At 62.4% G+C, this 14420-nt stretch carries 9 protein-coding genes; all 9 read left to right on the top strand.

The window, feature by feature from the left end; genetic code table 11:
* Window positions 1-9: 9 nt before the first annotated feature.
* The 9 genes from N7568_RS02885 (at window position 10) to N7568_RS02845 (ending at window position 13521) form a co-directional block, all read left to right on the top strand.
* Entirely contained in the window at window positions 10-2619 is a 2610-nt protein-coding gene (locus N7568_RS02885; RefSeq protein ID WP_261608395.1) for a glycoside hydrolase family 78 protein, read from the top strand.
* A gap of 125 nt (window positions 2620-2744) precedes the next feature.
* Entirely contained in the window at window positions 2745-3509 is a 765-nt protein-coding gene (locus tag N7568_RS02880) for an IclR family transcriptional regulator (RefSeq protein ID WP_261608394.1), read from the top strand.
* A gap of 100 nt (window positions 3510-3609) precedes the next feature.
* Window positions 3610-4581, top strand: a complete 972-nt coding sequence (locus N7568_RS02875; protein ID WP_261608393.1) for a PDR/VanB family oxidoreductase — start codon at window positions 3610-3612, stop codon at window positions 4579-4581.
* A gap of 29 nt (window positions 4582-4610) precedes the next feature.
* Window positions 4611-5837 carry a cytochrome P450 gene (locus tag N7568_RS02870; protein WP_261608392.1) on the top strand — a complete coding sequence of 409 codons (1227 nt, stop codon included), beginning with the start codon at window positions 4611-4613 and terminating at the stop codon, window positions 5835-5837.
* A gap of 2 nt (window positions 5838-5839) precedes the next feature.
* On the top strand, window positions 5840-7180 hold the full coding sequence (locus tag N7568_RS02865) for an MFS transporter (protein WP_261608391.1): 1341 nt from the start codon (window positions 5840-5842) through the stop codon (window positions 7178-7180).
* 227 nt (window positions 7181-7407) lie between these two features.
* Window positions 7408-8706 (top strand): MFS transporter, encoded by a 1299-nt coding sequence (locus tag N7568_RS02860; RefSeq protein ID WP_261608390.1) that lies wholly within the window; start codon window positions 7408-7410, stop codon window positions 8704-8706.
* 17 nt (window positions 8707-8723) lie between these two features.
* Window positions 8724-9392 (top strand): TetR/AcrR family transcriptional regulator, encoded by a 669-nt coding sequence (locus N7568_RS02855; RefSeq protein WP_261608389.1) that lies wholly within the window; start codon window positions 8724-8726, stop codon window positions 9390-9392.
* Between the two features lie 59 nt (window positions 9393-9451).
* The gene (locus N7568_RS02850; protein WP_261608388.1) at window positions 9452-11743 is read left to right on the top strand and encodes an alpha-L-rhamnosidase; all 2292 of its coding nucleotides are present in this window, start codon (window positions 9452-9454) and stop codon (window positions 11741-11743) included.
* Entirely contained in the window at window positions 11740-13521 is a 1782-nt protein-coding gene (locus tag N7568_RS02845; protein ID WP_261608387.1) for a glycoside hydrolase family 3 protein, read from the top strand. Before N7568_RS02850 ends, N7568_RS02845 begins: the two co-directional genes overlap by 4 nt.
* Window positions 13522-14420: the final 899 nt, after the last annotated feature.

Here is a 14420-nt window from a genome sequence, read left to right as displayed (position 1 = left end):
ACTTCCCCTATGCCTGCCATAGTGCACCCGGCAACGTTCGAGCATCTGCCCCCAACTCCTGGAAGCGGCACCCTGGGGATCGGGCTTCCCACCCCCCGCATTTCCTGGAAAACCAGCGCCGAACCCGGATGGGTCCAAGAGGCATACCAAGTTTCAGTGACCACCGCTGACAAACAATGGACCAGCGATCGGACCGAATCGACGGAATCGGTACTCGTACCGTGGGAGGCAGCACCGCTGGGTTCCGCCCAGCGAGCCGAGGTCAGCGTCCGCGTCTGGGGGAACGGCGATGTGGAGCCCAGCGACTGGAGCCAGCCATCCGCCGTCGAAACCGGCCTGCTTGAGCCCGGTGACTGGACAGCCACTGCCATCACCCCAGCGTGGGCTGAGGATCCGGAAGCGGACCGGCGGCCGCCCCTACTGCGTCGCGGCTTCACCGTGGACCGGCCTGTAGCGTCTGCCCGCCTGTACGTCACGGGCCACGGGCTGTACGAAGTGGAGATCAATGGCGTCCGTGTGGACGACGACGCGTTGTCGCCGGGCTGGACCGTCTACGGCGAGCGCCTTCGCTATTACACTTACGACGTCACCCAGCACGTGGCCGACGGAGATAACGCCATCGGCGCTTTCCTCGCCGACGGCTGGTACCGCGGCAGGATTGGCTTCAAGGGAGGCCACACCAACCTCTATGGCGACAAAGTAGCCCTGTTGGCGCAGCTCCACATCACGCACGACGACGGTTCGGTCACCGTGGTGGGGACAGATGAAAGCTGGAGGGCCTCGTACGGGCCAATCCTGCTCTCCAGCCTGTACAAGGGCGAAGCGTACGATGCCCGCCAACTGCCAACAGGTTGGAGCCGCCCGGCGTTCGATGACTCCGGCTGGGAGCCGGTCACCGGCGTCGAACGCGATCCAAGGACGCTGGTGGCACCGGAAGGTCCGCCGGTCCGCTGCACTGACGAAGTCCGTCCGGTTCGGGTGTGGACGTCGCCAGCAGGAAAGACGTTGCTGGACTTCGGCCAGAACCTGGTAGGGCGCCTCCGGATCACCGTGGTTGGCGGTGCCGGATCCACGGTCACGCTCCGCCACGCGGAAGTACTGCAGGACGGCGAGCTGTACACCCGTCCGCTGCGGGGAGCCGACTCCACGGACCAGTACACCCTCGCCGGGTCCGGAGAAGAAACCTGGGAGCCACGGTTCACGATTCATGGCTTCCGCTATGCCGAGATCACAGGGTGGGTCGGCGGGGACATCGCCGAAAACGTCACAGCCCGGGTGTACCACACCGACATGGAGCGAACAGGCTGGTTTGAGTCTTCCAACCCGGACCTGAACCGCTTGCATGAGAACGTGCTGTGGAGCATGAAGGGGAACTTCGTGGACATCCCCACCGATTGCCCCCAACGCGACGAACGACTCGGGTGGACCGGCGACATCCAAGTATTCGCTCCCACGGCCAGCTTCCTGTACGACTGCTCCGGCATGCTGTCCTCGTGGCTCAAGGACGTGGCCGCCGAGCAGCTGCCGGACGGCACCGTGCCCTGGTACGTACCCGTCATTCCTGGTGGAAACTACTGGACACCCATTCGCCCGGGCGCTGTCTGGGGAGACGTAGCGGTGCTGACCCCGTGGGCCCTCCATGAGCGATTCAATGACCCGGGGATCCTGGCCGCACAGTACGAGAGTGCCAAGGGCTGGGTGGATTTGCAGGAACGTCTGGCCGGTGAGAGCCGTCTCTGGAACGGCAGCTTCCAGCTCGGCGACTGGCTTGACCCCACGGCCCCGCCTGAAGATCCCACCAAAGCCATGACCGACAAGCACCTGGTGGCAACGGCCTACTTCGCGTGGTCCGCCCGGCACCTCGCGATGTCGGCTGCAGTTTTGGGCAAGTCCGACGACGAGTTGCGATACCTGACGTTGTCCCGCGAAGTTGCTGCGGCTTTCGCCCTCGAGTACATCCAGCCGGACGGGGTCATGACCAGCGATGCGCAGACGGCCTACGCGCTGGCGCTGGTGTTCGACCTCTTCCCTGATGCTGCTTCCAAAGCACGTGCGGGCTCGCGCCTGGCCGAGCTGGTCCGGGCGAACGGAAACCGTATCGGCACAGGATTTGCAGGCACGCCCGTGGTCTCTGACGCGCTCACGCTGTCGGGTGAAATCGACGCCGCTTACGATCTGCTGCTGGAAAAAGAATGCCCCTCCTGGCTCTACGCCGTGGGCCAGGGCGGGACCACCATCTGGGAGCGCTGGGACTCGATGCTTCCGGACGGTTCCATCAACCCGGGGGAGATGACCTCCTTCAACCACTATGCCCTGGGAGCCGTGGCTGACTGGATGCACCGTGTGGTTGCCGGCATTGCACCCCTGGAGCCCGGATACCGCAAGATCCTCGTCAAGCCGCAGCCAGGAGGTGGCCTCAGCTGGGCCTCCGCCCGCCATGAGACGCCGTACGGTACCGCTTCGGTGCAATGGAGGATCGACGACGGCGACCTTACCGTCGTCGCTGAGATTCCCACCGGGACCACGGCACGCGTCGAATTGCCTGGGCAGGAGCCTGTAGAAGTGGGCCCGGGACCCCACGAATTCGCGGCACAGCTGGTTTCCCAGGGATTGATGTGAAGCGCCGGGCAGGGGATGCCCTTGCCCGGCACCAAGTCACAAGCGTTCCGGGCCGGCACGGCTGAGGAAGGTCCGACGACAGGACTCCGCTCGACACGAACCTGCAAATCACGGAGGGTAGGGCCATGCCCCGCACTCAAGGTGGAGAGTCTGTCCTCTCCCGCGCCGTCCGGATCATTGAAGCCTTCGGGCCCGGTGATACCGCGTTGACCGTCACAGAGATTTCCCGCCGTTCGGGGCTGCACATCGCCACTGCCTCGCGGCTTGTAGAAGAACTCAGCGGGTTTGGGTGGCTCCAGCGCGACGAGGACCGGAAAGTTCGGATCGGCGTTCGGATGTGGGAGCTGGCTTCCCGTGCTTCACCGACGCTGAGCCTCAGAGAAGCGGCGATGCCGGTTATGGAAGATTTGCACTCGATCGTCGGCCAGCACATCCAGCTGGGCGTCATGGAGGGCGATGAGGTGCTTTTCGTCGAACGGCTGACAGCTCCCGGGGCTGTCATCAATTACACCCGTGTTGCGGGTCGCTTGCCTTTGCACGCTTCGTCGTCGGGCCTTCTTCTGTTGGCTTATGCTCCGGCGGCCCAACAGGAGCGGATCATAGCCAGGCCTCTTGAGGTGTTCACCGACCAGACGATCAGCACTCCGCAGCAGCTCAGGTCTGCCCTTGCCGAGGTGCGCCGGCAGGGGTTCGCCTTTTTGGCGGGGCACCTCCACCCGGCCGCTGCCGGTGCGGCCGTTCCGGTCAGGGATCCCTTGGGCAAGGTGGTGGCTTCGTTGGCTGTGATTGTGCCGAATGATGCCATTGCGAGGTCCCGCATCGCCGTCCTGCAGGCCGCGTCGGCAGCTGTGACCCGCTCGATGGAGTATCCCGCACCGCCTCCGAGGTGACGCAGCTCTCAAAAGCGATCTCAATCATTGAGAATTCCATAGAGGCGACGGACGACTGAAAGCGAGTCTTTACGGAGAACAACGCGAGCAAAGGAGCCGAATGTTCACCGAAGAGAATTCCCAATCATATGCCTCTGAGACCAAGTTGGTAGTGACCGCGAAGAAGCATCTCGCGGATGGAGTTGTGTCCCTGAACCTGGCCCACCCGGCAGGGCGCAGATTGCCCGACTGGACGCCGGGATCGCACATTGACGTAGTACTGCCGTCCGGCATTAATCGTCAGTACTCCCTTTGCGGAGACCGATGGGATGCTCACAACTACCGCATTGCCGTCCTCCATGAGAGGGACGGTCGCGGCGGATCCGAGTTCATCCATCACGGGCTCACCGAGGGCACGACCCTCGCCGTTGGCGGGCCCCGTAACAATTTCCGCCTCGTACCATCCGAAAAGTACCTATTCATCGCAGGCGGCATCGGGATCACACCCATGCTGCCCATGATCCAGTCCGCCCACATGATGGGAGCGGACTGGAAGCTGCTGTACTTTGGACGGTCACGGCGCACCATGGCATTCCTGGACGAGCTCGCAGCCTATGGTGATCGCGTCATGATCGTGCCCAAAGACCAAGCAGGACCCCGCAGCGCATCGGACCTCATCGGACCAGCTTCAGTCGACACGAAGGTGTACGTCTGCGGTCCGCAGAGGCTCCTTGCCGCCGTCGAACGCCTCTGCGCTGACTGGCAGCCCGGCCTCCTGCGCCTTGAACACTTCGCCGCGAAGTCGCACGGCGCCCCCATCAGAGACACTTCTTTCGACGTCGAACTGGCCCGCGCAGGGCTCACCGTGACCGTTCAACCGGAGGTAAGCGTCCTCGAAGCGATCCAGAGAGCCGGCGTACGGATGTTGACCTCGTGCAGGGAAGGCACGTGCGGAACCTGTGAAGTCATAGTCCTTGGCGGCCAACCAGACCACCGCGACTCCATTCTTAGCGACGCGGATCGGGCAGCGGGAAACTGCATGTTTCCTTGCGTCTCACGCTCCTGCGGGGACCGCCTCGTTCTTGACGTTTAGCCCCGGCACATCTCACGAAGGACCCACCCATGACAGCCATTATCAGCGACCCCAAAACCCCTTGCACTGACGTCGATCCGTTCAGCCGGGATGTCCTGGAAGATCCACTCCCGTTCCAGTCCGAACTCCGGGCTGCAGGTCCCGTGGTTTACCTCAACAAGTACGACGTTTACGCCATGGGCCGGTACGGGGAAGTACAGGCCGCGCTGACCGACTGGCAAACATTCCAGTCCGCCGCAGGTGTTGGCCTCAGCAACTTCCGGAAGGAAATGCCATGGCGACCACCGAGCCTTCTCCTCGAAGCCGACCCTCCCCACCATGACGCGCCACGTGCTCTGCTGACCAAGATTCTCGGACCCCGGGAGATCCGCAAACTGGCGGAATCCTGGACAGCCGACGCGGAAGAACTGGTGGACCAGGTCCTGTCCCGTGGCTCGGAGTTCGACGCCGTCGCGGACCTGGCCGCGGCTTTCCCGCTTCGTGTCTTTCCAGATGCTGTGGGCATACCCCAAGCCGGCCGGGAGAACCTGCTCCCGTACGGGGACCACGCATTCAATGCCTTTGGCCCGCCCAACGAGCTCGTGGCAAAGGGTGCGCCGCGGGTGCCGGAACTGTCCGCCTCGATCGCCTCTCAATGTGCTCGGGAGGTGCTGACCACGGACGGATTCGGTGCCCAAATCTGGGCCGCCGCGGATCGGGGGGACATCACCGAGGCGCAGGCTCCGCTGATTGTCCGGTCACTGCTCACTGCCGGCGTGGACACCACGGTCAACGGCCTGGCCGCTGTACTTTACGCATTTGCCACCAACCCCGGCCAATGGGCCCGTCTTCGCGACAACCCCGCACTTTCACGTACCGCCTTTGACGAAGCCGTCCGCTTCGAGTCACCCGTCCAGACCTTCTTCCGGACTACCACACGGGACATCGAGGTGGGCGGGACGCTGATCCCCGAGGGCAGGAAGATTCTCATGTTCCTGGGATCAGCCAACCGGGATCCCCGGCGCTGGGACAATCCGGACACCTTCGACCTGAACCGGGATCCCTCCGGGCACGTGGGGTTCGGTTTTGGGATCCACCAGTGCGTCGGCCAACACATTGCCCGACTCGAAGCATCCACCCTTCTCGAAGTGCTCGCTCGAAGCATCGAAACCATCGAAATCTGTGGCCCCACACGCAGGCATCACAACAACACGCTGCGGGCGTGGCAATCCTTGCCCGTGCGCGTCAAGACAAGTTCCACCTTTACAAGGAAGTAAACATGGACATTCTCAAAGACCTTCGCTCATCCCCGATGAGCAGGCTCCAAGTCCGGGCCGTTGCGGTGGCCATCGCCCTGATGCTCATTGACGGTATGGACGTTGCGGTGGCCGCCTATGCCGCGCCCGCACTGTCCAAAGCGTGGAGCCTGGACCCCGTCACGCTGGGTTTCCTCCTCAGCTCCGGTCTCGTAGGGATGGCAGCGGGCTCGCTGATTCTCACGCCATTTTCAGACAAGATCGGCCGACGCCGAATGATGCTGGTGGCACTGATCCTCGTGAGCACGGGCATGGTCCTCTCAGTCTTTGCCGGCGACGTCATCCAGCTCATGGCCTACCGGGTGCTGGCCGGCCTGGGCATTGGCGGCATGATCGCCAACTTGAACGTGTTCGTCTCGGAGTACTCGTCGGATAAACGCCGCGGGAGCATTTTCGGGTTGTTCACCTCAGGGTTCGCCATCGGCGCGACTCTCGGCGGCTTCATTGCGGGGCCGTTGATTCCATACTTTGGCTGGCGCTCTGTGTTCGCCGTCGGGGCTGCGGCCAGCATCATCATGCTTGCGGTGACCTGGCGATTCCTCCCCGAATCGCTGGAGTACTTAGTCAGCAAGCGTCCGCCCAACGCACTGGCCCGGATAAATGCCCTTCTCCTGCAAATGCGGAGGCCGGCCCTGGCCGAACTCCCTGACCTCTCTCAGGGGCAGCAAGTGCAGCGCGGAATCAGGGACCTGTTCGCCGGACGAATGGCCGTCCAATCACTCCTGCTGTGGACTGGCTACGGCTTGATGATCGCCGCTTACTACTTCGCCAGTACGTGGACACCCAAGCTCATTGCCACATCATCGGGCGACGACAGCCTGGGCGTGACCATGGGGCTTGTGGTCAACTTCGGTGGCATCATCGGCTGCTTCATCTTCAGCATCCTGGCCGTTTTCCTGCGCAGCCGGCACTTGCTGCTGGGATCCCTACTGGTCTCTGCCCTGATCTACGCACTTTTTGGGACGACGTTCAACCAAACATCACTGGCGATCGTGATCGGCGCAGTTCTCGGTGTGGTCACTTCTGCCAACGTTGCGGGGTTCTACGCCACCACACCCACCCTGTTCCCGGCCGCCCTGCGCGGAACGGGCATCGGTTGGGTGGTGGGCATCGGACGACTCGTCTCGATCGTTTCGCCCATCCTTGTGGGCTATCTGCTGGCCGGCGGGTGGAAGGCAGAGAACGTCTTCATCCTCTTCAGCATTCCGTTGGTGGTATCGGCCTTGTCGATGGCGGCGATCTGGTCGCTGGCCTCCCGGAAGCCGGTAGGGGAGCGGGATAGCGAGACGGTAAGTGTGGGCTAAAAGCAGCCCGAAACGAGTTCGACGTCGGCACTCTCTTGAGTGCCGACGTCGAACGCTGCGGGAAGGGAGGCCACTCCTGAGGCTGTCGATTTCACAAAGAAGCGGGCTACTGCTAAATACCCTCTTGTGGGTAGGTTTTTAACTTGCTAGGCTTCTTTGAAAGCAGGATCGAAACGATTCAAAAAGGATCCTGCTCCCAGAAAATTTGTGATTCAAAGGAGAGTCCCATGAATGCTCTTGACCAACGGGCCGCGACCCGCCACGGGTGGCGGGTCGCTTTTGCCTCCGGCCTTGCCTCCTACGTTGACGCCGGAGCCATCGCAGGCACAGGCACCGCTCTGGTGATTCTTCAAGGTCCGCTTGGTTTGACGCCTGGCCAGATTGGCCAGATGTCAGCGCTCCTGACAGTCATGATCGCCGGCGGCGCGCTCATTGGCGGCCGGCTAGGTGACAGGTTGGGCCGTCGTCGCGTTTTCCTCGCCACCCTCAGCATTTTCATTGTGGCCGCATTGGCTCTCATGCTTTTCCCGAGCGTTGCAGTCCTCTACGTAGGCCTGGCCGTGCTCGGCTTTGCGGCCGGAGCCGACCTCCCCGTCTCCATGGCGATGATCGCCGAGTCGGCACCCGAGGATAAGCGCGGAAAGATGGTGACCTTCACACACGTGCTCTGGATGGCGGGCATCCTGGGCGTCATTGTCATCAGCATCTTCTTCGGCAACGCAGGAGTTCTCGGTGCTCAAATCATCTATGGCCATCTGGCGGTGGTTGCATTGCTCGCGGTCGCGCTGCGGTGGGGGATCAAGGAATCGCGCCTCTGGACCGAAGCGCACAATCGTCCTGTAGCCAATGACGCAGTCGATGAGGAACGCGTGGATCTGCGATCCTTGCGCGCGCTCTTCGCGCCCAAGCTCCTGGCACCCCTGGCAGCCACTGGCCTCTTCTACGCCCTGGTCAATATCGCGGCCAACACCAACGGCCAGTTCTCCACTTACCTCTTCGTAAATGTAGCTGGCACCGACGTCGCCACGGCCTCGATGCTGGGACTGGGCATTCTGCTCCTCAGCGTGGCAGGCCTGTTCATCATGATGAAAATCGTTGACACCTCCAAGCGACACCGCTCGTTTATCATCGCCGCCGTCGTCGCCGTCGCCGGTCTTGCAGTCCCGCTCGTCTTCGGCGTCACCGCCGTGACACTGGTGATTATGGGCGTGCTGGGTGCTCTTGGCGGTGCCATCGCCGGCGAACCGATGTACAAGATCTGGTCACAGGAGCTTTTCCCCACCAGCCACCGAAGCACGGCGCAAGGCATCACCATCGCCTTCGCCCGCCTCGTTGCGGCCGGGGCAGCCCTGGTGACTCCACTGATCATCTCGGCAGGTCCCACGCTGCTCTTTGTCTTCCTGATCATCACCTCCGGCGCGGCGTACCTGATCGGCATCTTCTGGATCTTCCGGATGCGCACCTTCCTCAAGGGCGACGACGGCGTGACGGTTACCCAGGACGCGCGGCAGAACGTGGCAGGCTAAGCGGCTAAGTTATGACGATGCAAACCGAGGTAACCACAGCAGACATTGAACGCCCCAAGCGCGTGCGCCGGACTGGTCCGTACAAGGCTGCCGATGCCAGGCGCCAAGCCATCCTGGAAACGGCAATCGAGCACTTTGCGCAATGGGGTTACTTCAACTCCTCAATGCCAAAGATCGCAGCCGACGTGGGGTTGACTAAAGCCGGCCTGATGCACCACTTCGCCAGCAAGGAAGAGCTCCTCGCAGCTGTTCTGCAACTGCGTGACCAGCGTGCAATCACCGCTTTCTTTGCCGAGGACTTCCAGAACGATCCCGTCAGGTACTTCGGGCAGGTGGCCGCCCAGGCAGCGTTCAACGAAACCCAGCCAGGACTGACCCAAATGTTCACCGTGCTGGCAGCAGAAGCGTCCAACGAGGAACATCCCGCCCACGAGTACTTCCAGCGGCGATACGAAGGCATCATCGAAGCAGCGTCCGGGATTCTTACGCCGATGATCGCTGCCGGAACCCTTCACGAAGGCACGGACGTGCGTCAGGTCGCCGCTGAAATCCTGGCAGTCGTGGATGGCTTCACCATCCAGTGGGCTTTCGATAAAGCGAATACATCGTTGCACAGCACGGTCTTCAACTACCTTGACCGGCTTTCGCGGTCAGTTACCCCTGACGGCCGCGGGCTCGGGGACTGACGTCGGCGCCCGCCGGTTTTGCCGGCCACCTACTCCTCACGCATTAGAGAAAGAAGCTCATGACAGCACTACGCCCTTGGTCCGCGACGATGATAGCGCCCAACGAGGACTTCAATGGAGCACCGCTGCTGCGGAAGGAATTCGCCTTGGCAGACGGCCACGGCTTACCGGTCAAGGCGATCCTTCGCGCCACGTCCTTCGGCGTTTTCGAGGCCTCCATCAACGGCCGTCCGGTGGGCGGAGATGTCTTGAGCCCGGGCTGGAGCTCCTACGAGTGGCGGCTTCGCTACCGCAGCTACGATGTCACCGATCTGTTGGAACCCGTCAATGTCATCGGCGCCGCCCTTGGCAACGGCTGGTACCGGGGCAATTTGTCCTGGAACGGCAACTCAGCGTTCTACGGATCGGAGCTGGGCTTCTTCGGCCAGCTGGACATCGCGTACGCCGATGGCTTCATCCAGACCATCAGCACTGACACGTCCTGGCAGTCCGGACCCTCGGCAACCCTCGCCAATGACCTCTACGACGGGCAAACCATCGACGCCAGGCTCACCGCGGACACTTGGACCAAGCCCGGTTTTGACGCGAAATCCTGGGCAGGGGTCCACGCCCTGGAGTTCGACACCGCTCGCCTGGCAGAGCCGATCAGCCCGCCTGTAGTCCGGAACGAAGTCCTCAAGCCAGTGGATATTTTCACTTCCCCCAGCGGCAAAACACTCGTGGACTTTGGACAGAACCTGGTTGGATGGCTCCGGTTTACGGTGCAGGGCAACCGCGGTGACGCCATTACAGTGCGTCACGCCGAAGTCCTCGAGGGCGGTGAACTCGGCGTCCGTCCACTGCGTACGGCGCAAGCCACGGACAGCCTCATTCTTTCCGGTGGGCAGGACTTCTTTGAGCCGACGTTCACCTTCCACGGCTTCCGCTATGCCGAGGTGAGTGGCTGGCCAGGTGAGTTGACAGTGGATGCTGTGGAGGCCGTCGTCGTACATACCGACCTGAAGCGGACGGGCACGTTCGAGTGCTCCAATCCACTGGTGAACCAGCTGCACCGGAACATTGTCTGGGGCTTGAAGGGCAACTTCCTGGACCTGCCCACGGACTGCCCGCAACGTAACGAACGGCTCGGCTGGACTGGAGACATCGCAGTGTTCGCGCCGACGGCCGCTTACCTGTACGACGTCAAGGACTTCCTGCAGGACTGGCTCCTGGACCTCGCGGCCGAGCAGGAAGCCGCCGACGGGATGGTCCCGTTTACCGTGCCGGACATCCTCAAATATGAGGAACATCCCAAAGAATTCCCGGCACCTGAATCCACGGCGCTGTGGAGTGAAGCCGCTGTTTGGGTTCCCTGGGCACTATGGGAAGCCTATGGTGACAAGGAAGTGCTTCGCCGGCAATACGACTCCATGGCCGCGCACACCCGACGGGTGGAGGGGTTGCTCTCCGAGACTGGCCTGTGGGACCAGGGCTTCCAGTTCGGCGACTGGCTGGACCCGGACGCGGCGCCGGATCAGCCGTGGAACTCCAAAGCGGACAAGGGCGTGGTCGCCACGGCCTGCCTCTACCGCACCGCCCGGATCACAGCGGACACCGCGTCAATTCTGGGCCACACTGCGGAAGCCAAGCACTTCAATGACCTCGCCGCCCGGGTTCGCGCCGCCTTCAATACTCATTACGTTGGCCCGGACGGTACCATCCTCAGCGGCTGCACCACCGTTTACGCCCTCGCGATTGCTTTTGACGTGCTCGACGGCGACGAGGAACGAACGTTCGCAGGGAACCGCCTCGCTGAACTTGTCTCCCGCAACGGGTATCGGGTGTCCACCGGTTTCGCCGGAACTCCCTTCATCACGTGGGCGCTTTCCGAATCGGGACACCTCGAGGATGCGTATCGCCTCCTGCTGGAGGAGCAATGCCCTTCCTGGCTCTACCCGGTGACCATGGGGGCAACCACTGTCTGGGAGCGTTGGGACTCGATGCTGCCCGACGGAACCATCAACCAAGGTGAGATGACCAGCTTCAACCACTATGCGCTGGGCGCCGTAGCGGATTGGCTGCACAAGGTGGTGGGCGGCATCAGGCCACTTGAGCCCGGCTATGCCAAGGTTCTCTATGCACCCAAGCCCGGCCACGGAATCGACTGGGCCAAGACCAGCATGGTGACGCCGCACGGAACCGTGGCCAGCGAGTGGCATCTCCAAGACGGGGGAGAGTACGAATTCACGCTTACGGTGCCCGATGGCGTAGCTGCCGAAATTGACGTGCCGGCGATGCCCCCGCAGGAAGTAGGCTCAGGCACGCATACGTTCCGTACCTCCGGGCTGGTAATGACAGGAGAAGGCAAGTGAGCGACACAGCCACGCAAGCCGCCTACTTGGACTCAGCCCTAGCGGTGAACCAGCGGGTAGAAGACCTGCTTGGGCGCATGACCCTGGAAGAAAAAGCCGGGCAGATGTTCCACGCCATCACTTTCGGTGGAGCGGACGTAGACTCCGGAACCCAAGGCTTGATTGCCGAGGGCTTCATGAGCCACTTCAACGTCCACCAACTGCCGGATGCGCGGACGGCGGCCCGCTGGCATAACGCCATTCAGGAGCTGGCATCCCGGACGAGACTGGGTATTCCCATCACAGTCTCCACGGATCCCCGGCATGCCTTCGCCGAGAACCAGGGCGCGTCCTTCGCCGCCGGCTTCTTCTCGGCGTGGCCCGAGCCCATTGGCATGGCCGCACTCCGGGATCCCGAAACGGTTCGGCGCTTCGCTGACACGGCACGCCAGGAGTACCTCGCCGTTGGACTGCGGGCAGCCCTGCACCCCACCGTGGACCTCGCCACTGAACCGCGGTGGGCCAGGCAGTACAGCGGCTTCGGACAGGATCCCGAGCTCACAGGGCAGCTGGCCGCGGCTTACCTCGAGGGATTCCAGGGCGGTTCTCTAGGCAATCATAGTGTTGCGTGCATGACAAAGCATTTCCCTGGAGGCGGACCGCAGAAGGACGGGGAAGACCCCCACTTCCCCTATGGGCGCGAGCAGGTCTATCCGGGTGGCAAGTTCGAGGACCACTTGCTGCCATTCCGTCATGCCATCAGCGCCGGAACCAGCGCCATCATGCCCTACTACGGAATGCCCGTGGAACTACACCGCAACGGTGAGGCCATCGAGGAAGTAGGGTTCGGGTTCAACCGACAAATCATCACCGGACTGCTGCGCGGGGAACTCGGCTACGACGGTGTGGTGTGCACAGACTGGGGACTCCTTCACGACTCGGACGTGTTCGGCATGAACTTGCCCGCCAGGGCCTGGGGCGTAGAGCACCTCTCCGTTGAAGACCGCATGGTCAAGGCCATTGAAGCCGGCTGCGACCAGTTCGGGGGAGAAGCCTGCCCCGAAATCCTCGTGGCCCTGGTGAAGTCGGGCCGCATCCCGGTCCAGCGCATCGACGAATCAGTGCGACGGTTGCTGAAGGTCAAATTCGAGCTCGGGCTCTTCGAGAACCGCTACGTGGACGAGGAAGCGGCGGTGGCCATTGTAGGCAACCCTGAATTCCGGGAGGAGGGCCTCAAAGCACAAAGCCGCTCCGTGGTGGCCCTTAAAGGTGCAACGGGACTCCTGCCGTTGAACTCCTCCATGCGGGTCTACGTGGAAGGTATATCCCCTGACGCCCTCGCTGATTGTGCTGTCATCGCAGCTACTTTGGACGATGCCGACGTCGCGATCGTCCGTCTCGACGCCCCGTACGAGCCACGCAATGAACTATTCCTTGAAGCGATGTTCCATGCCGGAAGCCTCGAGTTTGCTCCGGCCATAGTTGCTCACATCGCGGGGATCGCCGCGAAGGTACCTGTGGTTCTCGTGGTCAACCTCGACCGTCCGGCGATCCTCACTCCATTGGAACCGCAGTGTTCGGCAATCTTGGCCACGTTCGGAGTCTCCGATCAAGCCCTCGTGCGGGTGCTGACTGGAGAGGTGACCCCCGAAGGACGCCTGCCGTTTGAACTGCCCCGCTCAACTGCTGCGGTCCTTGAGGCCCACAGCGATGAACCTGGTGGTACCCGGGATCCTCTGTACACGTATGGGCACGGACTGCGTGGGCTAACTGCTCCCGCACGTGAGGCAGGCGCCTGATCTTCAGCAACCGCAATCGGGTTAGTGCGCCTGACCCGCGCGGAAACGTCGTTTCTCTCGGCGAACGGGAGCTTACCCAGCTACTTCCATTCCCGTAGTTTCAACGCCGATAAAGGACGTTCGGTCGTAGGGCTGGCGGGAAGGGCTTGGCCAGATTCTTCGGTGCCGTCTCGGCCATGTACTTGATGAAGGAGGTGCTCCCACCGTGTCGAGTTATTCATTGTTCTGGCGGGTAGAGAGCCGTCGGGTTTTGGTTTGTTCTACCGGCCGGCGCGAGTCGTGCCTTGGATGCCGGTGCCTCATCCTGACCTGAGAATTCACGCAGACCGAGAGGCGCAATCCTGCAGGCAATCTGCAGACGCGGCAGCGCCGATTTCCGGGGCAGAGTATGAGTGCGCAGGGACGCGTCGAGTCCGACCTTGTGCACGGCATGCCCTCTCGCCAGGGGGGGTTTTGCTTAACGTGTGTACATTCTGTTCGGTCAGGTCCCTCTGACACTGGCCGCGGGTGTGCCTGGCACCGCGGGTCGCCTGGTGGGTTGTGGGGGAGCGGGTTCAGGGTCGTGGCTGTGACCGTCCGCATGCTCTGAACTGGGCTTATGCGTTTCTCTCCTGGTACGTCCGGTATGTCGTGGTTGGCCTGCGCCGCTTCATGGGTAGGGCGGCAACTACAACATGACTTCGGGGCGTCGAAACCACCGGACGTCCGGGGTTCTTGGCGGGAGGAATCCGGAGTTAGCGGCTGCAAAGACAGACGAAAAGGGGGTGCACGTTGTCCACACCTCAGTTTGCTTTCTGGCGGGATCAGGGCGGGCGTCGGATGTCTTACTCACAGGAAGTCACTGGTGGGCGTGTCTACTACGACGTGATCGGTCTGGAGGTGATCGAGGTGTGCGGGCA

This window comes from Paenarthrobacter aurescens, from assembly GCF_025421775.1.
In the GTDB taxonomy this organism is placed as follows: domain Bacteria; phylum Actinomycetota; class Actinomycetes; order Actinomycetales; family Micrococcaceae; genus Arthrobacter; species Arthrobacter aurescens_B.
The sequence above is the reverse complement of the archived record's forward strand: the minus strand, read 5'-3'. Positions and strand labels throughout refer to the sequence as shown.

Coding starts and splice junctions, on each gene's coding strand:
- N7568_RS02860 (WP_261608390.1), top strand. CDS start 7,408: ATGAATGCTCTTGACCAACGGGCCGCGACCCGCCACGGGTGGCGGGTC.
- N7568_RS02855 (WP_261608389.1), top strand. CDS start 8,724: ATGCAAACCGAGGTAACCACAGCAGACATTGAACGCCCCAAGCGCGTG.
- N7568_RS02885 (WP_261608395.1), top strand. CDS start 10: ATGCCTGCCATAGTGCACCCGGCAACGTTCGAGCATCTGCCCCCAACT.
- N7568_RS02880 (WP_261608394.1), top strand. CDS start 2,745: ATGCCCCGCACTCAAGGTGGAGAGTCTGTCCTCTCCCGCGCCGTCCGG.
- N7568_RS02865 (WP_261608391.1), top strand. CDS start 5,840: ATGGACATTCTCAAAGACCTTCGCTCATCCCCGATGAGCAGGCTCCAA.
- N7568_RS02850 (WP_261608388.1), top strand. CDS start 9,452: ATGACAGCACTACGCCCTTGGTCCGCGACGATGATAGCGCCCAACGAG.
- N7568_RS02870 (WP_261608392.1), top strand. CDS start 4,611: ATGACAGCCATTATCAGCGACCCCAAAACCCCTTGCACTGACGTCGAT.
- N7568_RS02875 (WP_261608393.1), top strand. CDS start 3,610: ATGTTCACCGAAGAGAATTCCCAATCATATGCCTCTGAGACCAAGTTG.